Below are 21,834 nucleotides of genomic sequence, written 5' to 3'. Positions count from 1 at the left end.
AAAAAAAGCAACCTTTTTTCGATTCTTATTTAGAATGATTATAATGTAATAATAGATGTTGAAATGCAATGAATGTTTTCGCATCTTCAATCGTACGGGCTTCAACAGCTTTTTTAACATCATCTAATGAATAAAGCACTTTCTCAACAAATTCATCTTCATCTAGGTTGACTTTACCTTCAACTAAATTATCTGCAAAATAAACAGAAATTTTCTCATTTGAAAAACCAGGTGTGCCATAAACTTCACCAATTAAAGTGAGTTTCTTTGCTTTATATCCTGTTTCTTCTTCAAGCTCTCGCATCGCTGCAGATTCGCGGTCTTCTCCAGGTTCAAGTTTGCCTGCAGGTATTTCTAACAACTCTTGTTCTAGAGCTTTACGATATTGCTTCACTAAAATAACTTGTTGATCCGGTGTTAAAGCACAAATTGCGACTGCCCCGTTATGTTTTACCACTTCACGATAAGCGGTCTCATTGTTTGGTAAAGACACTTTATGTTTTTCTACTTCAATAATTTTCCCTTTATAAATGGATTCTTTAGAAATAGTTTTTTCTTCAAAATGCATGGTGAGTCCTCTCCTTTTCAAATATTCATACGGTTTGCTATCATGAATATACAATGATTTTATCGGAAGGAGTGGCATCATGCAAAAAAATGTTTTGAAAAGTGGTATCGAATTATCTGAGCTCGGCCTTGGATGTATGAGTTTAGGTACAGAAGAAAATAAAGCTGAAGAAATTATTGATGCAGCAGTGACAGCAGGGATTACATATTTTGATACAGCAGATATTTATGATCAAGGGGTCAATGAAAAAATCGTTGGTCGCACACTTAAAAAGTATCAAAACCGTGATGATATTGTGATAGGCACAAAGGTGGGGAATCATTTAAAGGAAAACGGTGAAACATTTTGGGATCCTTCCAAACGTTACATTAAAGGAAATGTGAAAAACTCATTACAACGGCTTGGATTAGATACACTCGATTTATATATGTTACACGGGGGTACGATTGACGATCCACTTGATGAAACAATTAGTGCGTTTGATGAACTGAAACAAGAAGGCGTCATTCGTGCGTATGGTCTTTCTTCAATTCGTCCTAATGTGATTCGTTATTATTTACAATATAGTCAAATCGAAACGTTAATGACTCAATTCAATTTAATCGATAATAGACCCATCGATTTATTGGATGAGGTCCAAGACAAAGGTGTGAAATTGCTCGCACGCGGTCCTGTATTCAAAGGTTTATTAACGCCAAGTGCTGAAAAAGTGTTAACAACAAAATTTGCTGAGGGCATTTTTGACTACGATCATCATGCCCTGAAAGAAACTGTAACGGCATTACAGCAAATGAACCCAGAATTGACAGGATTAGCATTCAATTATTTAAAGTCATTTGATGTTTTAGGTTCTATCATTGTCGGTGCAAGTTCAGTTGAGCAATTACAACAAAATGTGACGCACTATCATCAAGAAGTCAACCCAGCACATTTAGAACAAGCCTCTGATATAGTGAAACACTTACACTATGCACAACATTGGGAAATGCCTAACAGTTAGTGCTTCTTCCCTAAGAAAAAGGGTCGTCCTATTTTCTCAAAAAAACGTGGTGCGAGTTGGTAAAGTTTAAGTAAAAAATGAACGGACTGAGGCATATTCAGTTCTTGTTGGCGATGTTGAATCGCGTGAACAATCTTTTCGGCGAGTTGTTCAGGGTTCAACATTATTTTTTTCATTTTACGTGCATAACGACCAGATGGATCTGCTTTTGCATGAAAAGGTGTCTCAATGGGTCCAACATTGACGTTGAGCACGTGCCATTGGGGTTGTTCGATACGTAAAGCGTTAAGTACATGATTAAAGGCTGCTTTACTTCCGCCGTAATGCGCTGCATAAGGTTGTGTTGCTAAAGCGGCTTGACTACTGATTCCAACAATAGAAGCATGCTTTGTTAAAAAAGGTGCGCATTGATTGATTAACATTGAGAAATGCACCACGTTCACTTGATACGTTTGTAAAATTTCAACAGGTGTATGTTCAAGTAACCCTTTAAAATAACCGAGTCCAGCTGAGTGTATCACGCCATCAAATTGCGTTTGGTTATTAAAATGTCGAGCTATTTGATTTACATCACTTTCTGTCGTCAAGTCACACTGAATTATTTGAACTTCTGCATTTGGAAATAACGACCTTGCTTTGTTTACATCACGTACAAGTAGTGTAATAGAAAAATGGGCAGATATGAGGGCTTGTGCGAGTGCATACCCTAAACCGCTCGTACCACCAGTAATTAAAAAATGGCCTTGTTGCATTGTATCTCTCCCCTATTTGACTCAATAAAATGTGGTTATATGTTACTATAAGACAAGAAAATACTTTTAGGAAGTGATAGTTCGTATGAAAATTGTATTTTATGGTGCAGGCAATATGGCGCATGCGATTTTTACAGGTATTCTAAATTCAAAAGTTGTTCCAGCAGACAACATTTATTTAACAAATCGTTCAAACGAAGACATGTTGAAAGAATATGAAGAAGATTTAGGTGTTCAATATAGTTATGACGATGCCGCCTTGTTAAAAGATGCTGACTATATCTTTTTAGGCTCGAAACCACATGACTTTGATCAATTGGCTGACAGAATTAAGCTACATGTAGAGCCAAACAATCGATTTATTTCTATTATGGCAGGGCTTCCTATTTCTTACATTAAAGAAAAGCTTGACACGACGAATCCGATTGCACGCATTATGCCGAATACAAATGCGCACGTCGGCCATTCTGTGACAGGAGTGAGCTTTTCTTCAAACTTTGGGGGTAAAGCGAAGGACGAAATTTTAGAAATTATTAATGCATTCGGTACAGCATTAGAAGTACAGGAAAATCACTTACACCAAGTGACAGCGATAACAGGAAGTGGCCCTGCATTTTTATACCATGTCTTCGAACAATATGTGATTGCAGGAACAAAATTAGGGTTAGAAAAATCGCAAGTGGAAGAATCGATTCGCGAATTAATTATCGGAACGAGTAAAATGATTGAACGTTCAGATTTAAGTATGGAGCAATTAAGAAAAAACATTACTTCAAAAGGCGGTACCACACAAGCAGGTTTAAACGCTTTATCTGAATATGACATCGAGGGTATATTTGAGGATTGTTTAAATGCTGCCGTGAATAGAAGTATCGAACTCTCAGCACAAGATGATGATTAAGTGGATAAATCAACTTAACTGTGTGCGTGCAAAGTAACTTCATAACTTAAAACTAGGAAAAGGCTGGGAAAACATGATATTGATATGCTCCCACCCTTTCTTTTTGTATAGCAATATAATGACATTAAAACTGATAGCTATCGAAATCTTCTACAAATTGGAAGGATAATGGCGAATGGACTTTCAATTTCGTTTCGATTTCATTAATATCTTCTTTCATGTAACGACTACTTATGTGTGTGAGAAGTCCGTGTTTTACGCTAGCTTTTTCAATTAACGCGAGGACATCTTCAATATGGCTATGATGATACGCATTCGCTAATGTTTTATCGCCATCAATATAAGTAGACTCATGTACTAATACATCGGCATCTTTAGCCAGCTCAAGCGCATATTGACTCGGTCGTGTATCGCCAAAAATCGTCACCACTTGCCCTTTTTTATCAGGTCCTTTAAAGTCATTGGCATTATAGATTTGACCTTCAAATTCAAAAGTATCTTGTGATTTCACTTTTTGATACTGTGGTCCTGGAGGCATACCAAGTGCTTGTAATTTTTGCACATCTAACTTACCCGGCGTATCAGGCGCTTGAATACGATAGCCAAAACACGGGATACCATGATTCAGTGGACGTGCGTTAACTTCGAATCCATTAATAGATAAATTCATTTGATCTTCTATTTCAATGATATGTAATGGATAATTAAGATGTGAATATGTGAGTGATAAATTGTATTCAACATAGTCTTTAATGCCTTTAGGTCCTATGACAGTCAATGGTTTGGATTCGCCACCTTGAAATGAACGGCTCGTCAACACACCGGGTAAACCGAATACATGGTCGCCATGCATATGTGTAATAAAAATATGACTGACTTTTCCGAGTTTAATTGAATGGTGTAATATTTGGTGTTGTGTTGCTTCACCCACGTCAAATAACCAAACATCAGTCGCATACGGTTCGAGTTTGAGCGCAATTGACTGTGTATGGCGTTCTTTTGTAGGTAATCCAGCACTTGTACCGAAAAATGTAATTTCCATGCATCGTACCTCCTTTAGCGTTATATTATCATAAAACGATGAACAAACGGCAAATTTTAAGTGTAAAGCAGAATATATGACCGAAAACGCGATATGTTCTATAATAAACACATCATTAATGTATGAACTAAAATTAAGAATTGGGGTTTTGAATCTTGAATAAGACAATTAATCATGTTCCAGCACTCATAACAATTTTTGGTGCCACTGGTGATTTAAGTCACCGTAAACTTTTTCCATCACTCTTTCACTTATATCAACAAGACAATTTAGATGAAAGAGTGGCAATTATTGGTATCGGAAGACGTGAATTAACTAATGATGATTTTAGAGCTCAAGTGAAATCGTCAATTCAAGAACACGTACAAGATACAAAACATCTAGACAAGTTTATGCAACATGTATTTTATCAACCACACGATGTCAGTGATGAGGAAAGCTACCAAAAATTATTAGAATTAAGCGAATCATTAGACCGTGAATTTTCATTAGACGGCAACCGTGTCTTCTATTTAGCAATGGCACCTCGATTTTTTGGTGTCGTAACGGATTTCTTAAAATCTTCAGGTTTAACGAATACAAAGGGCTTTAAACGTCTTGTTATCGAAAAACCATTCGGCAGTGATTTGAAATCAGCTGAAGAGCTTAATGAACAAATCCGTCGTTCATTTAAAGAAGAAGAAATTTTCCGTATCGACCATTATTTAGGTAAAGATATGGTGCAAAATATTGAAGTATTACGTTTCAGTAACGCAATGTTCGAACCATTATGGAACAATAAATACATTTCAAATATTCAAGTGACATCTTCAGAAGTGCTTGGTGTTGAAGACCGTGGCGGTTATTACGAAACGAGCGGGGCTTTAAAAGATATGGTACAAAACCATATGTTACAAATGGTTGCGTTATTGGCGATGGAGCCACCTATTAGTTTAAATAGTGATGATATCCGCGCTGAAAAAGTAAAAGTGTTAAAATCATTACACGTGCTTCAACCAGATGAAGTGAGAAACCAATTTGTTCGTGGTCAATATGATCAAGGTTTTATTAATGGTCAAGAAGTAAAAGCTTACCGTGAAGAAGATAAAGTTGCTGCTGATTCGACTACCCCTACTTTCGTGTCAGGTAAAGTAGAAATCGACAACTTCAGATGGGCGGGCGTGCCATTCTACATTCGTACAGGTAAACGTATGAAACGTAAATCGATTCAAGTCGTTGTAGAATTTAAAGAAGTACCGATGAATTTATATTATCAAAAGGATAAACATTTAGATTCCAACTTACTTGTGATTAACATTCAACCTAATGAAGGTGTGTCAATTCACCTCAATGGTAAAAAATATGTTCAAGGTATCGAAACTGAACCAGTACAATTATCTTATGCAATGAGTGCACAAGATAAAATGAACACAGTGGATGCTTATGAAAACTTACTTTACGATGTGTTAAAAGGTGACGCAACGAACTTTACACATTGGGAAGAATTGAAATCAACATGGAAATTTGTGGATTCAATTCAACAAGCTTGGGATCATTTCGAACCAGAATTCCCTAACTATGAATCAGGAACAAATGGTCCATTAGACAGTGATTTATTATTAAGTCGTGACGGCTTTAAATGGTGGAACGATATTCAATAAAGATAAGCATACATCTTCATTGATACACATCAGCTAAGTGACTCACATTTTAGTGTCACTTAGCTGTTTTTTGTTATATAATAAATTATTAGATACATCATGAGAGAAAGAGACTTTAAGAGTTATAAGGAGTGAAAATTTTGGACGTCATTAAACATTTACAACGCGCAATGGTTTATATTGAAGACCATTTATTAGAACCATTCGACTTACAAACTTTAAGTGAATACGTTGAAATTTCTCCTTATCATTTAGAACAATCTTTTACGATGATTATTGGAAAAACGCCTCAAGAATATTGTCGCGCACGCAGACTGACACTTGCAGCTAATGATTTAATCCACGGTGCGAATCGTTTGATTGATCTTGCAAAACGTTATCAGTATGCGGATGCGAATACATTTGCACACGACTTTAGTGATTATCATGGGGTGTCACCGTTACAGGCAAAGCTAAAAAAAGATCAACTTCAAATGCAGGAACGACTTTATTTAAAATTATCGACAACTTCGCAAAAGCCCTACCCTTATCGTTTAGAAACATTAGGCGATTTTTCGTTAGTCGGTTGTTCTCGTTTTGTACCATCAGCGGAATTAGAACATCATTTCATCATTCCGGATTTTCTTGAAGATTTAAAAATGGACGGCACGCTAAAAGATATCATCCGCTATAATGATATCGGACCGCATGAATTGTTTGTGGTCAGTTGCCCGCTTGAACAAGGACTTGAAATCTTTGTCGGTGTCCCAAGTGAACGTTTTCCTGGTCATTTAGAAGATCGCTTTTTAGCAGGACGTCAATACGCCGTGTTTAATTTACAAGGTGAAATTGATTTTGTTACAAGTGAGGCTTGGCACTACATTGAAACAAGTTTACAATTGACTTTACCATTTGAACGCGATGCCTTATATATTGAGATTTATCCACTCGATATTTCGTTCGAGGATCCATTTACAAAAGTGCAATTATGTGTTCCTGTGAATATTGATGAAAATTAAAGCTATAGCAAGCACAATCGTTGAGATGCGTTGTTTCAGTGACGGATGAGAAACGATTGTGCTTATTTTGTGTGTAGTTAGATGGGAAAATAAACAACTCACATATATTTCTGAATATTCACTCTTTAAATTTATTCCCGTATCGCATATGATACAAATAAGGAATGAGGAGGAAAATATGATGCAGAAGTCAGTTATTCTTATTTTGTTTAGTACCATTTCAACTATGTTTTCAGACATCTTCACTTTTGCATGCGGCTTTTATGTATTACAACTAACCGGTTCAGGCAGTCTATTTGGTACTTATTTATCGATTCTAGCTATTATTCAAGTATTGACTATGCCGATATTCGGAAATATGATTGATCGACATTCGAATCAAAAAATGCTGATTTTAGGGCAAGTTTTAAGTGTCATTACGCTATTCATTTTTTCAATGGCATATCATGAAGAAATTGCGAGTATTTTTTGCGTCATGATTGTTTTAGCAATTATAGATATGATTGTCAAAACCATTGTCTCATCAAACTTGTAGTACATCACACGAGACTATTTTGAGAGAGTTGTCACGACTAGACAAAACATTCAATCTGCAACGATGATAACGGTCCCTATTGTGGCAGGATTTTTAGTAACTCTTGTCCACATTAATACTTTAGCGCTATTGAATAGCTTCACTGAATTTGTTGGCTTGATTCTGATTTTTATGTTGCGTTTTAAACCAGCGAATGCGGTGAGTAAAAGCATAAAATTTACAGAGGGGATGGCAGAAAGTTTTAAATATGTCTTTAAAAATCGGAACTTGTCGACACTCTTTTTAACATCAAGCGTCATTAACTTTTTAGGACAATCTTTAACTGTCGGACTTCCAATTATTATCGTGACACAACTTGGCTATTCATCTGCACATTTAGGAACGATGGAAAGTATTTTAGGAGTGGCACTTTTATTAACATACATTACATTGAATTTCTTTAACATGAAAAATAATTTAAAAAAATTGTCTGTGCTATCTAAGCTCATTTTAATTGCGTCACTTTTCGTTATCGCATCATCAAACCTTTTTATAGCGATATCGTTTGGGGCGTATATTGTGATGATCATTGGTATCGTATTGATTGGCATTGCCATTCCTGTTGACAATGTTCCATTTCAAATTATGATACACAATACGATAGATGAAGATTATAAATCTCGCGTATTCGCTTTATTGCAAAGTTTGGCCACGGGACTCAATCCACTCGGGCTCATTTTCTTTGGATTTGTCATACCGTATAGTTACGGTTTGGTTTTTCTAATCAGTGGGATATGTATGATTTTTGTCATGTTGTATTTTATTAAAAACTATCATGAGCACGAGTTGCAGTCATAAAGATGAAATGAAAAGAGGCCAAGAATGCGCCTAGCCCCTTTCATATTTGAGAAGATCTTATTTAGTCCATTGTGTATGGAAAGTACCTTCTTGATCTTTACGTTGGTAAGTGTGTGCACCGAAATAGTCACGTTGCGCTTGAATTAAGTTTGCTGGTAAGTTTTCTGTACGGTAGCTGTCGTAGTAGTTGATACTTGCTGAGAAACCAGGAAGTGCCACACCGTTTTGAATACCCGTAGCAACAACATCGCGAAGTGCAGATTGATATTCAGTCACGATATCCTTGAAGTAACCGTCTAATAAAAGGTTTTGTAAGTTGTTGTCGTTGTCGTATGCATCTTTAATTTTTTGTAAGAATTGCGCACGAATGATACAACCTTCTCTCCAAATCATCGCTAAATCACCTAATTGAAGGTTCCATTCATTGATTTCACTTGCTGTTTTCATTTGATCGAAACCTTGCGCGTATGAACAAATTTTACTCATGTACAGTGCGCGGCGAATTTTTTCAAGGAATTCTTCTTTGTTGCCATCAAATGCAGCAGAAGGTCCGTTTAACACTTTTGAAGCATTCACACGTTGATCTTTTAATGAAGAAATGAAACGTGCAAACACAGATTCCGTGATGATTGTTAATGGTGCACCTAATTCTAATGCGTTAATAGATGTCCATTTACCTGTACCTTTTTGACCCGCTTTGTCCATGATTTTTTCTACAAGTGGTTCGCCATCCTCATCAAGTCTTGTGAAAATGTCACCTGTAATTTCGATAAGGTAACTTTCTAATTCTCCAGCATTCCATGATTTGAATGTTTCAGAGATTTCCTCATGTGACATGCCTAATAAATCTTTCATCATAATATAACTTTCTGCGATTAATTGCATATCTGCATATTCGATACCGTTGTGTACCATTTTGACATAGTGACCCGCACCATTAGGCCCAATGTATGTGACACATGGTTTACCGTCTTTCGCCTTAGCTGAGATAGATTCTAAGATGTCTGACACTTTATGATAAGCAGCTTCTTGACCACCTGGCATTAATGAAGGACCTGTTAACGCACCAACTTCACCGCCAGAAACCCCCATACCAATGAAGTTAATGCCACTTTCAGCCAAAGCTTTATTACGGCGAATCGTATCGAGATAGTTTGTGTTACCACCGTCGATTAAAATATCATCATCGTCTAATAAAGGTAATAAGCTGTCAATGGTTTTATCTGTCGCTTCTCCTGCTTTTACCATTAACAAAATTTTACGTGGTTTTTCTAAAGAATTTACAAACTCTTCTACTGAATAAGTCGGTACAATGTTTTTCCCTTTAGATTCTTCAACCATTAAATCTGTCTTATCTGCAGAACGGTTGTACACAGATACACTGTATCCTCTTGATTCAATATTCCAAGCTAGGTTTTTACCCATTACGGCTAAACCAACTACACCGATTTGTTGTGTCATTATACTTAACCTCTCTTATTATAAATTATGGCCTTATTGTATCACATATTAGCGGATGAAGCCTTTGATTAGCTTACGCATTCATTTCAATGATTTTTAATACAAAATTTGTTAAATCATATAACGATTGTTTGGAAATACGTTCATCTGTTGTATGAATTTTTTCATAGCCCACGCCTAAAATGACTGTTGGGATGCCAAGATGATTAATAATATTACCATCAGAACCGCCACCACCGACATCTGCTTGCATCTCAAAACCTAATGCCTTTGCAGCTTGTTCAGCCACTTGGTAGACACGTTCATCCGATTCAACATGAAAGCCTGGATAAGATAACTCAGTTTCAACTTCAGCATGACAGTGATGTTGTGCTGCCGCATGTTCAAATGTTTCTTTCATATGTTGAACTTGTGCATCGAGTTTATCTTTAGCATGTGAGCGTGCTTCTGCCCAAATATTCACTAAATCTGTTATAACATTTGTCGGCCCCCCACCTTGGAATTTACCGATATTAGCAGTCGTTTCATGATCGATTTGGCCCAGTTTCATTTGACTAATCGCTTGAGCAGCAATATTAATCGCGCTAATCCCTTCATTTGGTGTACTGGCATGCGCTTTTTTACCATGGATCGTCGCATTAACTTTCATCTGATACGGTGCACCAATCGTGATACTGCCTACCGGTACTGCTGAGTCAATCGCATAGCCGTAATCTGCATCTAAATCTTCTTTACGTAAAGCTTTTGCGCCAACTAATCCAGACTCTTCACCCACTGTAATAACGAATTGAATTTGACCATGGGGTAACTGTTGTTCATGAATGATATGGAGCACTTCAAAAATGACAGCTAATCCTGCTTTATCGTCAGCACCGAGTACGGTTGTACCATCTGAATAAATGAAACCATCTTCTTTAATGATTGGTTTCACATTGCGACCCGGTTCCACAGTATCCATATGACTCGTGAAATAAATTTTATCTTTATTTTCTCGATTTGCAGGTAATGTACAAATCAGATTATTAGCTCCAAAACCTGTCGTTGCTTTCGCGTTATCTTCTACAACAGATAGGCCGAGCGATTCAAACTTGTCTTTCAGTATGGGTTGAATAATGTCTTCATGTCCTGTTTCTGAATCGATTTGCACTAATTCTAAAAATGTTTCAATTAATCTATCTTTATTTAGCATACCGTCACCTTCCCTTATGTTCTATACTCATTTTATCGAACTTTGGATAGATTGCAAAAAAGACATATCCATCATCATTTTTATAAGAACTTTTGGCTTTTATTTGAATGAATGATATAATTCAGTCATTGTACATGAGATTATTATAGGTTATTTGGAGGCTTATCATCGTGTTAAACAAGAAAATAAGAAAAGTGCTCATCATTGTGATGCTTGTTGCCATCGTACTTGCGTTGATTTTAACAGGTATCGCACCATTATTGAGCATGTAACAGAAATCAAAAAACAGGCAAGGATTTAAACTGTCCTCGCCTGTTTTTGTATACAATTAAATTTCATGATGCATTTTCAGTGAACCAAATTTTGCTTTAATCGTTAAATATTCCTCAGTATCATACAAAATTTGAATCATACTTGAACGTGTCAACAACTCTTCATGTGTCTGAGGTAAAGGCAGTTGATCGATTTCAAGACGAATTTGATATAATGTGTGTAAACGTAATGCAGTATAGTTATTTTCATTGACATTTTCTGCCATTTCATGAAATAACTGTGCCACATGTGCACTCATGACATCATTTGCATTAATGTGCCTGATGTGATTTTTAATGCGCTTAAGTATTTCTAACTGATCTTCACGCATGTCAAAATAATGATAGTAGCTATTTTCATTCCGAACAAAATGATTTTTAACATCTTTGAATGCAATTGATTTCGCCTCTTGAATTGTATGTGCCAATGAATTAAACGTCACATCAGGTCGGTTATTATGCATCGCACAGGCTGAACTAAACGTATGGAAAATGCTTTTGAATTGAAACTCAATTTCCTTTTTATATTTAGATAATTGGTGGTCCAAATTTGGCATGATTGTATTCATCGTAAACGCAATAGCTAACCCAACGATAATCAGCAATACTTCATTGACGACTAATGAAAAATCGATGACATCAGCATTGAAAAAATGGAGTAAGATGACAATGCTTGTTACGACACCTTCTTGCATATTAATCATCACAGTAACAGGAATGAAAAAGAGAACAATTAAACCAAGTACCCAGGCGTGTTGCCCTAATAGCGGAAAAATAGCCCAACCAAAGCCGATTGCAATTAAACAGGATATAAAACGAGAAATAATCGCGTGAACAGAGTGTATTTTCGTATCTTTAATACATAATACAACCAAAATGGCACTAGAAGCGTAATTATCCAACCCTAGTAGTTGTGCGATGATTACACCTAGTGCCATGCCGACAGCGGTCTTTATCGTTCTCAATCCGATGCGATATGGATTTAAACGCAACATGATGAGCACCTTACTTAGCGTTACAATAACGGTCAAATAAAGCTTGAAGTTGCGTAATTACGTCCATTGTATCATGGCCTTCGATTTGGTGACGTTCGATCATTTCAGTAATTTTGCCGTCTTTCATGAGCGCAAATGAAGGGCTTGATGGTGCATAACCTTCAAAATAATCACGTGCACGTTGCGTTGCTTCCTTATCTTGACCTGCAAATACTGTCACAAGACGATCGGGTAATACATCATAGTGTAAAGCGTGTGTCGCAGCTGGACGTGCAATACCCCCTGCACAACCACATACTGAGTTGATCATGACTAAAGTTGTGCCGTCTTGTTTAAATACTCGATCAACATCTTCTTCAGTTGCTAATTGTTCGTAACCCGCATGGTCCATTTCAGAACGGGCTTGTTTGACGATATTATTCATATATAAATCGAAGTTCATATCCATGTGAACATTCCTCCATCATAAGTATTTCAATTAATTACATTTTACTAAAGGTCATGCACAACTGCAATCATTCGGCAACATCTGGCCAGAAAAACTAGGATTTGGACCGTAGTTTGCGTGACGAGTTTAATTTTAACGAAGCACGCCAAACCATTAGAAAAGGCTAGGAAAACATCCCAGCCACTCCCTTATTCATAGATTACTATCCAACTTTTTTCACACAAATTAATAAACGTGTGTATGTTCAACGGTAAACGCTTCAATACGTTGTTTCACTTCATTTAAAAATTGTCCGGCTTGTAAACCATCTAAAATACGGTGATCGAGTGATAAACATAGGTTCACCATAGAACGAATCGCAATCATGTCATCAATGACAACTGGTCTTTTAACAATAGATTCAACTTGTAAAATGGCTGCTTGTGGATGATTAATGATGCCCATAGAATGTACCGAACCAAAAGTTCCCGTATTATTTACAGTGAAAGTACCGCCTTGCATATCTTCATACGAAAGTTGATTTTGTCGTGCTTTTTGTGCGAGTTCGTGAATTTCTCGAGCAATGCCTTTAATAGATTTTTCATCGGCATGACGAATGACTGGAACAAACAATTTATTTTCATGCGCAACAGCGATTGAAATATTGATGTCAGAATGTACAACAATCTCATCTTCTTGCCATGTACTGTTAAGTAATGGATATTTTTTAAGCGCTTCTGCTACAGCTTTAATGAAAAATGCAAAGAATGTTAAATTATATCCTTCTTGCGCTTTAAATTGATTTTTGTAATGCGCGCGAGTTTTTGTTAATTCTGTAGCATCCACTTCTACAGCCATCCAAGCATGTGGAATTTCATGAACACTTTGAACCATTTTGTTCGCTATTTGACGGCGCACGCCATTGACAGGAATCACGCTATCACGATCGCTTGTTGTTAATGTATGGTGATTTTGCTTGGCTACAGGTGACGTTGGTGCAATGCGCTCTACTGTCTCTTGAGGTGCAGCATTTTCTTTTGGTGTAGTAGTGCCTTGTTCAATCGCACGTTCGATATCTTTTTTAGTGACACGCCCTTCAAATCCTGTACCTGTTACTGTTGATAAATCAATGTTGTTTTCGGAAGCCAATCTAAATACAACAGGTGAAAAACGGCCATTATTTTTAGATTGATTTTCTGTTGAAGGTGGTGCTGGCTGCACATTTGTTTGTTCTGTAGTTGTCGCATCAGCTTCTGGAGCTACATTTTCAGTTGTTTCGTCAGTATCACCTTGCACTTCCATTTCGCAAATGATAGAACCGACTTCAACTGTGTCACCAGCAGCAGCAATAATTTTTTTAATCGTTCCTGCGTATGATGAGGGTACTTCAGCTGTCACTTTATCCGTAATTACTTCACACAATGGGTCATATTCTTCAACATGGTCGCCTTCTTGAACGAGCCACTGTTCAATTGTACCTTCATGCACACTTTCCCCGAGTTTAGGCATTTTGATTTCCATGAGTGCACCTCCTTAAAATTGTGCTAATTCACGCATTTTATTTTTAATTTTATCCGGGTTAATCATAAATTCATCTTCTAACGGTGGTGAAAATGGCATCGCTGGCACATCTGGACCCGCCAATCGCATTACGGGTGCATCTAAATCAAATAAACAATTTTCAGCAATAATCGCGGCAACTTCTGACATGACGCTACCTTCTTTATTGTCTTCTGTGACTAACAAACATTTACCTGTCTTTTTCGCGCATTCAATAATCGTTTGTTGATCGAGCGGATAGACAGTACGCAAATCAACCACTTCGACGTCGATAGCTTCACCTTTTAATAAATCTGCTGCTTGAAGACAATAGTTCACTGCTAGACCATATGAAAATACTGTGATATCGCTACCTTGTCGTTTGACATCAGCTTTACCAAGCGGCACAGTGTAATATCCTTCTGGCACTTCTTCTTTTAGTAAGCGATATGCCTTTTTATGCTCAAAGAAAAGCACAGGGTCATTTGATGCAATTGACGCTAAAAGTAAGCCTTTTGCATCATAAGGTGTGGATGGAATGACAACAGTTAAGCCTGGAGTAGACGTAAATACACTTTCGATACTTTGTGAATGATAAAGTGCGCCATGAATACCACCGCCGAATGGTGCGCGAATCGTTAATGGTGCCTGCCAATCATTGTTAGAACGATAGCGCATTTTAGCAGCTTCACTCATAATTTGGTTAGTCGCCGGTAAAATATATTCCGCAAATTGTATTTCAGCAATAGGACGTTTCCCCATCATCGCTGCACCAATAGCAGAACCGACAATGTTGGATTCAGCAAGTGGTGTATCTAATACACGATAAACGCCATATTTTTCTTGTAATCCAGCTGTCACCCCAAAAACGCCACCTTTTTTACCTACATCTTCACCAAGAATCATCGTTTGCGCATCTTTTTCTAGCGCGACATCAAGTGCTTGTCTAATAGCTTCAAGATATGAAATTTTAGCCATGTTGACGTCCTCCTTCTTCGTAGACATGTAAGTATGTTTCAGATGGATCTGGGTATGGTGCGGCCTCAGCTTCTTTAGTCGCTTGATGAACCCACTGTTGATTTTCTTTTTCAATCGACTCAAACCACGTTTCATCAACTAATGACTGATCGATTAAATATTGTTTGAATTTAAGGTTACAATCATTTTCTTTATCCGCATTTTTTTCTTCAACTGTGCGGTAACGGTCATCATCATCTGAAGAGTGTGCTGTTAATCTTGTACACATGGCTTCGATTAATGAGGCACCTTCACCATTTACTGCACGTTCTCGAGCTTTTTTAATAGCACCATAGACAGCAATTGGGTCATTACCGTCAATCGTCTCACCGAACATGCCATATCCTTTCGCACGATCTGATAAATATTTTGCACCATATTGGAATTCTTTAGATACAGAAATCGCATATTTATTATTTTCAATTAAGCAAATAAATGGTAAGTTATGGACGCCTACAAAATTCAACCCTTCATGAAAATCACCTTGGTTTGAACTCCCCTCACCTAGTGTCGTTAATGCGATTTGAGATTTGCCATCCATCTTAAATGTTAATGCTGCACCGACTGCATGGAGGATTTGTGTAGCCACTGAAGACCCTTGTGACATAATGCCGACTTCTTTTTTACTGAAGTGAGATGGCATTTGTTTACCTCCAGAACTGATGTCATCACGTTTACCAAAAGCGGATAACATCGTTTCTAAAGGTGTCATACCTAAATAAGTAACTAATGCTAAATCACGATAATAAGGCGATGTAATGTCTCCTTTTTGTAAAGCATAAGCCGTTCCGATTTGTGTGGCTTCTTGACCTTGACAACTGATGACGAATGGAATTTTCCCAGCACGATTTAAGAGCCACATTCTTTCATCTAACTTACGGCCTAAATCCATAGCACGGTACATGTTTTTTAAATCTTCAATTTCAAGGCCAACACTTTGATAATCTTTCATATCTATTTTCCTCCTTCTTATCTATATGTGAATAGATTGATGATTAGATTTTAATCCTAATTCCATGAGTAATTCTGAAATGGACGGATGTGCGTGTGTTGAAAGTCCTAATTCAAGTGCAGAACCATTCATAAATTGTAAAACACTTAATTCGTTGATGAGCTCTGTAACATGAGGACCAATTAAAGATGCACCGATCAAACTACCAGATGCTTGATCAAACAATAGTTCAGCAAAGCCTTCAGAAGTTGATGAAGTAGTAATCGTTGCTTTACCATTCGCTTTAAACGGTGCTTTCATGACTTCAAATTTAAGACCGCGTTGTTTTGCTGTTTCTTGATTAACACCGATTGACGCAATTTCGGGTGATGTATAAACACATCTTGGCATCAAATCATAATCAACGGGTAGTGGATTTTCATTAAACATATGTTCAACGGCAATCACACCTTCTCTAGCTCCGACATGTGCAAGTTGTAAATGGCCGATTACATCTCCAGCAGCATAAATATGTGTATCAGCCGTTTGCATATATTCGTTCGTTTCGATCATTTGCTTGTCATTCAATACAACTTTCGTATTGTCTAAACCTAAATCCGCTGTATTCACTTGTCGACCAATAGCAACGAGTACTTTTTCAGTGGAGAATGGTTTTTCAAGATTGAAGGTCACTTCCTCGTCGCTTTGTTGGATGTCGTCTCCTTTGAGCACCGTATTGATATGGAAATTGACACCTTGCTCTTCCAATTGTTTTTGAATTAATTGACTGATTTGTGCATTTTCTGTTGGTAAAATACGTGGACCAGCTTCGATAATATGTACCGTGACACCTACACTACTAAAGAAAGATGCAAATTCTAATCCGATAACACCGCCGCCAATAATCGTGATGGATTGTGGTAAAGCTTCAAGCGTCATCATATCATTACTACTATATATTTGTTGTTGATCAAACGGTAAAAACGGCAGTGCCATAGGTTTGGATCCTGTTGCAATTAATACATAGTCATTCGGTAATAGTTCAGATGTTCCGTCTTCATACTCTACAGAAACTGTGCCACTTTGAGGTGTAAAAATTGAAGCACCCATTAGGCGACCAACGCCATGAAATACATCAATTTTGTGACGTTTCATTAACCCTTGTAGCCCTTGATACATTGTGTCGACGATGCGATTTTTACGTTCCATCACTTTTGAGAAATTAAACGTCGGTGGTTCAGCAGTCACACCAAAGTCATCGGCATGTTGTACGTATTGAAAGACCTCTGCTGATTTGAGAAAAGATTTTGTTGGAATACAGCCTTGATGCAAACATGTTCCACCCATTTTTGATTTTTCAACTATAGCAACAGATTTTCCAAGTTGACTCGCGCGGATTGCAGCAGAATATCCCGCAATACCCCCGCCAAGGATAACGATATCGTATTTTTCTTTTGTCATATGTTTTCTCCTATTGATATATCTCAATTTTAATTTGCTGATTCAATGCTAATTGTGCACGTTCTGCAAGCGTGATAAGTTCATGCTCTCCTGGGAAAACTGAAATTGGAGCAATCCACTCTATATACTTCGCAAGCTGATCCATTAATTGAACACTATAGCTCATACCGCCTGTAAAAATAATTTGATCGACGTGTCCTTTTAAAACGACAGCACGTTCTCCAATCACTTTGGCAATTTGAATCACCATTGTGTCGATAATTAACTTCACATTTTCATCTTGCTCATACTTGGCCATAATTTCCCTTAAATCAGATGTCTGAAAATATGCTTTAAGTCCAGACTCACGACTTAACTGCACCTTGATTTCATCAGCGGATAACTGATGCTTCTCCATGTATTGGACAAGTAAATCATTTGGTATGCTGCCAGAACGATCCATTGCCATTGGACCTTCCCCATATAATGCTTCATTCACGTCAATGACACGCCCTTTTTCATGCGCACCAATGCTGATGCCCCCTCCCATATGTATCACAATCACATTCATATTTTCATAAGCACGATTGACTAGTGCGGCATAACGACGAGCCATCGCTTTTTGATTTAATGCATGAAAGATACTTCGACGTTGAATGGACGGCACTCCAGTATGACGTACTTCGTCGATCAATTCATCTACGACAACCGGATCAGTCGTAAAAACTGGGATATTGTATTTTTGGCCAAGTTGATAACCAATCATGGCGCTTAAATTAGAAGCATGGGCGCCATACTTAAAGCTTTTTAAGTCGTCATACATTGCTTCGTTTACTGAATATGTACCGCCTTCAAGTGGTTTGAGAAGACCGCCACGACAGGCAATGGCATCAATTTGATTCAACTGATACCCCTGTGATTCGATTTCATCTTCAATCAATTGTTGTCTCAATGACTCTTGATCAATTAAGGGTTGCTTTAAAATAGTTTCAGTGTGGCTGATATTTTCATTTACTTTACATTCATCATTTTCATATATTGCATATTTACTAGAGGTACTCCCTAAATTTAATACGAGTGTTGTTGTCATACAATCCCTTCTTTCAAAAACAAATCAAAAATGTATGGAGATGGAGAACAAAACTTCAGATGCTATAGTCGCAATATTATAGTTTAACTTGCTCTCTTTACGAATTGTGTTTTTGATTGCCTTCATGTCTTGGTGTTCCTATGGGTTTGCCCTTCAACTCACTAACGCTTGATTAAACTGTTACATTTGTTGAGGTGTTAGTGGATTATGGGAGCAGTACAGAAATCTCATGTGTCATAAAGATTTCGTCGCACTGACCCGGATGGCTGACTCGACATCTGAAAAACATGCGCCTTGAGAAGGCAGACAGCTACTGTGATAAACAGTAACCACTATTAAAGTAAAGAAGTGAACGCTAGCAGTATACACGCAATCTCTTAAGCGTCTTAGCCTTTTGGTCAAACTTACATCAAATGCAACAACTTAAGGCAAGTTGATAGAATGAGGACAAACAATAATATCCAATTCATCCACATTTTTTGACTTTTTTATCATCATTAATGGATTTGCGTCCATAATATAGATAGAGACTGGGAAAACTCAATATCCCGGTCCCATATTTTGTTTACAAGGTTAACCGACTTTTAATGCGACTAAAATAGAGTTGATTTTATTTTCAATACTGTCCGCTCTTGATGTAAGAACGATTGGAAAATGTGCGCCGAGAATAAGACTCGCAACTTTTGCACGACCAAAATATGTGAGTGATTTATATAATACATTGCCTGCATCTAATCCTGGAACTATAAGAACATCTGCATTCCCTGCAACTTTTGAATGGATACCTTTTTGAATCGCACTCTTTTTATCAATCGCATTATCTAACGCAAATGGACCTTCAACATGCACATGCGGTTCAATAGGATGTGATTGATAATATTCACTTAAACGCTCAGCTTGAACGGTAGATGGTATTTTAGGGCTGACCTTTTCAACGGATGACAATAATGCAATGTGAAGTTGTTGATATTGTAGCCTTTTTGAAAAATCAACCAAATTTTGAATAATGGCTTTCATCTCTTCTTCTGTTGGCGCAATATTGAGCGCAACGTCTGAAATCATAAGCAGTTTGTGATACGACGGGATTTCACATAACGCCACATGGTTTAAAAAAGGTTTTGTACCTTGTGCGTTACGTTTTAATACCGCAGATAAGATTTTAGCAGTTGAAATTTGCCCTTTCATCAAAATTTGTGCTTTGCCATGATGCAAATCATTTAAGCAACCTTCAATTGCAGCCTCTTCTGTATCAAAAGTTTGAATATGGATACGCTTTAAAAAGTCGGCCGACAACTCAAATGAACGAATAATTTCAGCTACATCTTGATTATTATAAAGTTTGAAGTCAACTTCGGTTTGCTTTAAAACTTCAATGATGACTCTAATAAGTGGTTCATCCGTTGCATTAACAATCGCAATTGTCCCTGTTAGAGCTTGAGGTTCTTTAAGCAAGTCTGTAAAATTCAACTTTCATCATCCTTTGTGCTTTTGGTTTTGTTCAATCATTTCTTTCGCATTTTGTCTTGTCAATTCGGTAACAGTTGCACCAGAAATCATGCGTGCAATTTCATCTATCCGTGCATCACCTGTAAGTTCGCGTACAGTTGTAGTGGTGCGGTCATCTTTCTCATGTTTTGAAATGTACAAATGATGATCACTCATTGACGCAACTTGTGGTAGGTGAGAAATACAGATGACTTGAATAACTGAAGCAATGTCTTTCATTTTTTCAGCCATCTTTTGTGCCGCTTGTCCAGAAACACCGGAATCCACTTCATCAAATAATATCGCAGTTTGCCCGTGTGCGCGTACAAAAATACTTTTCAGTGCGAGCATAATTCGTGACAGTTCACCGCCACTTGCAATTTTGTTCAAACTTTTTAATGGCTCACCTTTATTTGGGCTAATTAAAAATTCAATGCGTTCTAAACCATCTTTTTGCGGTGTTTCATAAGGTTTAAACGAAATTTCTAAATTCGCATCCTTCATTTGTAAGTATTGGATTTCATTGACAATACGATCGCGCAACTGTCTTGCTACTATTCTACGCGCTTTTGTTAACTTTTCCCCATCTTCCTGAACTTGTTGCGATAATTGTTGGATTTCTTCACGTAGTTTCGAGGTACTTTCTTCATAATTTTCGATTTTATTAATTTCATCAGCGATTTTTTCTTGATAAATCATCAAATCTGAAATATCTTTGCCGTATTTGCGTTTTAAATTGTTCAACAAGTTCATTCGTGATGCGAGTTCATTTAAATATTGTTCATCAAATTCAGTTTGGTTGATTTCTTCATAGATTTGATGTTTAGCATCTTCTAACGTGTAATAAAATTGATCAACTTCTTCTTTTAGCTTTTCAAACGTTTCAGGTAAAATTTGATTCACATTTTGTAATTCTGAGCTTAAAGTATAAAGGCGATCTGTAATCGCATGTTCATCCGTTAAAGTCACATAAGCAGCGTTCAATGCTAAACTTAAGTTTTCGGAGTTCTGAATACGTTTAATATCGATTTCTAATTGTTCGATTTCGCCTTCTTTTAATTGCGCTTCTTTTAATTCATCATATTGGAACTTCATTAAATCTAGGCGTTGTAATAAAGCTTGATCTGCAGACTCTAGTGCTTCAAGCTCTTTTATCTTTTCTTGATGTTGTTCATAAGATTGGGCATATTGCTGAAGTTCTTTAATATATTCACCGTCAGCATAACGATCAAGTAGTTCAACGTGATACTTTTGTTTTAATAAAGATTGTGTTTCATGTTGACCATGGATGTCAAGTAAAGATTGCATGACTTGTCTTAAATCTTGTAACGTCACAGTTTGGTTGTTAATTCTACAGATACTTTTACCAGAACTAAAAATTTCTCGTTTAACAATTAAAAAGTCTTCATTAATATCAATTCCTAACGTTTCAAGTTGACGTATCGCATCTTTCGCATCATCAATATCAAAAATGCCTTCAATAATTGCTTTCTTTTCACCATGTCGTACAAATTCAGAGGAAGCACGCATACCAATCAGTTGTCCAATGGCATCAATAATGATTGATTTACCCGCACCAGTTTCACCACTAAGCACAGTGAGGCCATCTGAAAACTGAATATCTAATGTATCGATAATAGCAAATTGTTTAATGGAGAGGCTTTGTAACATCTGAC

21 protein-coding genes are annotated in these 21,834 nt (G+C 37.1%); 7 read left to right on the top strand and 14 right to left on the bottom strand.

Features of this window, described 5'->3' with window-relative positions:
* Positions 1-25: 25 nt before the first annotated feature.
* Positions 26-568 carry an NUDIX hydrolase gene (locus P3U61_RS06330; RefSeq protein ID WP_014613864.1) on the bottom strand — a complete coding sequence of 181 codons (543 nt, stop codon included), beginning with the start codon at positions 566-568 and terminating at the stop codon, positions 26-28.
* 79 nt (positions 569-647) lie between these two features.
* Here P3U61_RS06330 and P3U61_RS06325 point away from each other — a divergent pair, with 79 nt between their 5' ends.
* Positions 648-1,568 (top strand): aldo/keto reductase, encoded by a 921-nt coding sequence (locus tag P3U61_RS06325; RefSeq protein WP_015729146.1) that lies wholly within the window; start codon positions 648-650, stop codon positions 1,566-1,568.
* Here P3U61_RS06325 and P3U61_RS06320 read toward each other — a convergent pair.
* Positions 1,565-2,320 carry an SDR family NAD(P)-dependent oxidoreductase gene (locus tag P3U61_RS06320; protein WP_014613862.1) on the bottom strand — a complete coding sequence of 252 codons (756 nt, stop codon included), beginning with the start codon at positions 2,318-2,320 and terminating at the stop codon, positions 1,565-1,567. The genes P3U61_RS06325 and P3U61_RS06320 overlap by 4 nt on opposite strands.
* Positions 2,321-2,405: 85 nt before the next feature.
* Between P3U61_RS06320 and proC the strand changes: the two genes are divergently transcribed.
* The gene (gene proC, locus P3U61_RS06315; protein WP_014613861.1) at positions 2,406-3,221 is read left to right on the top strand and encodes a pyrroline-5-carboxylate reductase; all 816 of its coding nucleotides are present in this window, start codon (positions 2,406-2,408) and stop codon (positions 3,219-3,221) included.
* Between the two features lie 124 nt (positions 3,222-3,345).
* On the opposite strand, the gene rnz is transcribed toward proC, so the two are convergent.
* On the bottom strand, positions 3,346-4,263 hold the full coding sequence (gene rnz / locus P3U61_RS06310) for a ribonuclease Z (protein WP_014613860.1): 918 nt from the start codon (positions 4,261-4,263) through the stop codon (positions 3,346-3,348).
* Positions 4,264-4,418: 155 nt separating this feature from the next.
* Here rnz and zwf point away from each other — a divergent pair, with 155 nt between their 5' ends.
* From zwf to P3U61_RS06290, 4 genes are all read left to right on the top strand, one after another.
* The gene (gene zwf, locus P3U61_RS06305) at positions 4,419-5,903 is read left to right on the top strand and encodes a glucose-6-phosphate dehydrogenase (RefSeq protein ID WP_014613859.1); all 1,485 of its coding nucleotides are present in this window, start codon (positions 4,419-4,421) and stop codon (positions 5,901-5,903) included.
* A 140-nt stretch (positions 5,904-6,043) separates the two neighbouring features.
* A complete protein-coding gene (locus tag P3U61_RS06300) occupies positions 6,044-6,901 on the top strand; it encodes an AraC family transcriptional regulator (protein WP_014613858.1) in 858 nt (285 codons plus the stop codon).
* A gap of 181 nt (positions 6,902-7,082) precedes the next feature.
* On the top strand, positions 7,083-7,436 hold the full coding sequence (locus tag P3U61_RS06295) for an MFS transporter (protein ID WP_233510570.1): 354 nt from the start codon (positions 7,083-7,085) through the stop codon (positions 7,434-7,436).
* Positions 7,437-7,664: 228 nt separating this feature from the next.
* Entirely contained in the window at positions 7,665-8,273 is a 609-nt protein-coding gene (locus tag P3U61_RS06290; protein ID WP_323695681.1) for an MFS transporter, read from the top strand.
* A 57-nt stretch (positions 8,274-8,330) separates the two neighbouring features.
* Here the strand turns inward: P3U61_RS06290 and gndA are convergent, their stop codons facing one another.
* Together gndA and P3U61_RS06280 are read right to left on the bottom strand one after the other, a co-directional pair.
* Positions 8,331-9,734: an NADP-dependent phosphogluconate dehydrogenase gene (gene gndA, locus P3U61_RS06285; RefSeq protein WP_014613855.1), complete on the bottom strand. Its 1,404-nt coding sequence runs from the start codon at positions 9,732-9,734 to the stop codon at positions 8,331-8,333.
* A 73-nt stretch (positions 9,735-9,807) separates the two neighbouring features.
* Positions 9,808-10,923, bottom strand: a complete 1,116-nt coding sequence (locus P3U61_RS06280) for a tripeptidase T (protein ID WP_070407425.1) — start codon at positions 10,921-10,923, stop codon at positions 9,808-9,810.
* Positions 10,924-11,093: 170 nt separating this feature from the next.
* On the opposite strand from P3U61_RS06280, the gene prli42 reads away from it, so the two are divergent.
* Positions 11,094-11,195, top strand: a complete 102-nt coding sequence (gene prli42, locus P3U61_RS06275) for a stressosome-associated protein Prli42 (protein WP_019165260.1) — start codon at positions 11,094-11,096, stop codon at positions 11,193-11,195.
* 56 nt (positions 11,196-11,251) lie between these two features.
* On the opposite strand, the gene P3U61_RS06270 is transcribed toward prli42, so the two are convergent.
* The 9 genes from P3U61_RS06270 to recN all read right to left on the bottom strand — a co-directional run bounded on the left by P3U61_RS06270 (position 11,252) and on the right by recN (position 21,829).
* Complete coding sequence (locus tag P3U61_RS06270; protein WP_014613853.1) at positions 11,252-12,229, bottom strand: aromatic acid exporter family protein; 978 nt, start codon at positions 12,227-12,229, stop codon at positions 11,252-11,254.
* Positions 12,230-12,239: 10 nt separating this feature from the next.
* Positions 12,240-12,677, bottom strand: a complete 438-nt coding sequence (gene brxB / locus P3U61_RS06265) for a bacilliredoxin BrxB (protein WP_014613852.1) — start codon at positions 12,675-12,677, stop codon at positions 12,240-12,242.
* 225 nt (positions 12,678-12,902) lie between these two features.
* Positions 12,903-14,177 (bottom strand): dihydrolipoamide acetyltransferase family protein, encoded by a 1,275-nt coding sequence (locus P3U61_RS06260; RefSeq protein ID WP_065354214.1) that lies wholly within the window; start codon positions 14,175-14,177, stop codon positions 12,903-12,905.
* A gap of 12 nt (positions 14,178-14,189) precedes the next feature.
* A complete protein-coding gene (locus tag P3U61_RS06255; RefSeq protein WP_014613850.1) occupies positions 14,190-15,173 on the bottom strand; it encodes an alpha-ketoacid dehydrogenase subunit beta in 984 nt (327 codons plus the stop codon).
* Positions 15,166-16,164, bottom strand: a complete 999-nt coding sequence (locus P3U61_RS06250; RefSeq protein WP_323695680.1) for a thiamine pyrophosphate-dependent dehydrogenase E1 component subunit alpha — start codon at positions 16,162-16,164, stop codon at positions 15,166-15,168. Before P3U61_RS06250 ends, P3U61_RS06255 begins: the two co-directional genes overlap by 8 nt.
* A 21-nt stretch (positions 16,165-16,185) precedes the next feature.
* Complete coding sequence (gene lpdA / locus P3U61_RS06245) at positions 16,186-17,604, bottom strand: dihydrolipoyl dehydrogenase (protein WP_063278763.1); 1,419 nt, start codon at positions 17,602-17,604, stop codon at positions 16,186-16,188.
* A gap of 10 nt (positions 17,605-17,614) precedes the next feature.
* On the bottom strand, positions 17,615-18,673 hold the full coding sequence (gene buk, locus P3U61_RS06240; protein ID WP_063284391.1) for a butyrate kinase: 1,059 nt from the start codon (positions 18,671-18,673) through the stop codon (positions 17,615-17,617).
* Positions 18,674-19,246: 573 nt separating this feature from the next.
* Complete coding sequence (locus P3U61_RS06235) at positions 19,247-20,140, bottom strand: phosphate acyltransferase (protein ID WP_114281767.1); 894 nt, start codon at positions 20,138-20,140, stop codon at positions 19,247-19,249.
* A gap of 6 nt (positions 20,141-20,146) precedes the next feature.
* On the bottom strand, positions 20,147-21,829 hold the full coding sequence (gene recN, locus P3U61_RS06230; RefSeq protein WP_063284392.1) for a DNA repair protein RecN: 1,683 nt from the start codon (positions 21,827-21,829) through the stop codon (positions 20,147-20,149).
* Between the last annotated feature and the right edge of the window lie 5 nt (positions 21,830-21,834).

The sequence above is a fragment of the Staphylococcus pseudintermedius genome (genome assembly GCF_034042775.1).
In the GTDB taxonomy this organism is placed as follows: Bacteria; Bacillota; Bacilli; order Staphylococcales; family Staphylococcaceae; genus Staphylococcus; species Staphylococcus pseudintermedius.
The sequence above is the reverse complement of the archived record's forward strand: the minus strand, read 5'-3'. Positions and strand labels throughout refer to the sequence as shown.

What these genes read in the sequence shown, in the direction of transcription:
- P3U61_RS06330 (WP_014613864.1), bottom strand. Translation starts at nt 568, where the DNA reads ATGCATTTTGAAGAAAAAACTATTTCTAAAGAATCCATTTATAAAGGG.
- P3U61_RS06325 (WP_015729146.1), top strand. Translation starts at nt 648, where the DNA reads ATGCAAAAAAATGTTTTGAAAAGTGGTATCGAATTATCTGAGCTCGGC.
- P3U61_RS06320 (WP_014613862.1), bottom strand. Translation starts at nt 2,320, where the DNA reads ATGCAACAAGGCCATTTTTTAATTACTGGTGGTACGAGCGGTTTAGGG.
- proC (WP_014613861.1), top strand. Translation starts at nt 2,406, where the DNA reads ATGAAAATTGTATTTTATGGTGCAGGCAATATGGCGCATGCGATTTTT.
- rnz (WP_014613860.1), bottom strand. Translation starts at nt 4,263, where the DNA reads ATGGAAATTACATTTTTCGGTACAAGTGCTGGATTACCTACAAAAGAA.
- P3U61_RS06295 (WP_233510570.1), top strand. Translation starts at nt 7,083, where the DNA reads ATGCAGAAGTCAGTTATTCTTATTTTGTTTAGTACCATTTCAACTATG.
- P3U61_RS06290 (WP_323695681.1), top strand. Translation starts at nt 7,665, where the DNA reads ATGGCAGAAAGTTTTAAATATGTCTTTAAAAATCGGAACTTGTCGACA.
- gndA (WP_014613855.1), bottom strand. Translation starts at nt 9,734, where the DNA reads ATGACACAACAAATCGGTGTAGTTGGTTTAGCCGTAATGGGTAAAAAC.
- P3U61_RS06280 (WP_070407425.1), bottom strand. Translation starts at nt 10,923, where the DNA reads ATGCTAAATAAAGATAGATTAATTGAAACATTTTTAGAATTAGTGCAA.
- P3U61_RS06270 (WP_014613853.1), bottom strand. Translation starts at nt 12,229, where the DNA reads ATGTTGCGTTTAAATCCATATCGCATCGGATTGAGAACGATAAAGACC.
- brxB (WP_014613852.1), bottom strand. Translation starts at nt 12,677, where the DNA reads ATGGATATGAACTTCGATTTATATATGAATAATATCGTCAAACAAGCC.
- P3U61_RS06260 (WP_065354214.1), bottom strand. Translation starts at nt 14,177, where the DNA reads ATGGAAATCAAAATGCCTAAACTCGGGGAAAGTGTGCATGAAGGTACA.
- P3U61_RS06255 (WP_014613850.1), bottom strand. Translation starts at nt 15,173, where the DNA reads ATGGCTAAAATTTCATATCTTGAAGCTATTAGACAAGCACTTGATGTC.
- P3U61_RS06250 (WP_323695680.1), bottom strand. Translation starts at nt 16,164, where the DNA reads ATGAAAGATTATCAAAGTGTTGGCCTTGAAATTGAAGATTTAAAAAAC.
- lpdA (WP_063278763.1), bottom strand. Translation starts at nt 17,604, where the DNA reads ATGACAAAAGAAAAATACGATATCGTTATCCTTGGCGGGGGTATTGCG.
- buk (WP_063284391.1), bottom strand. Translation starts at nt 18,673, where the DNA reads ATGACAACAACACTCGTATTAAATTTAGGGAGTACCTCTAGTAAATAT.
- recN (WP_063284392.1), bottom strand. Translation starts at nt 21,829, where the DNA reads ATGTTACAAAGCCTCTCCATTAAACAATTTGCTATTATCGATACATTA.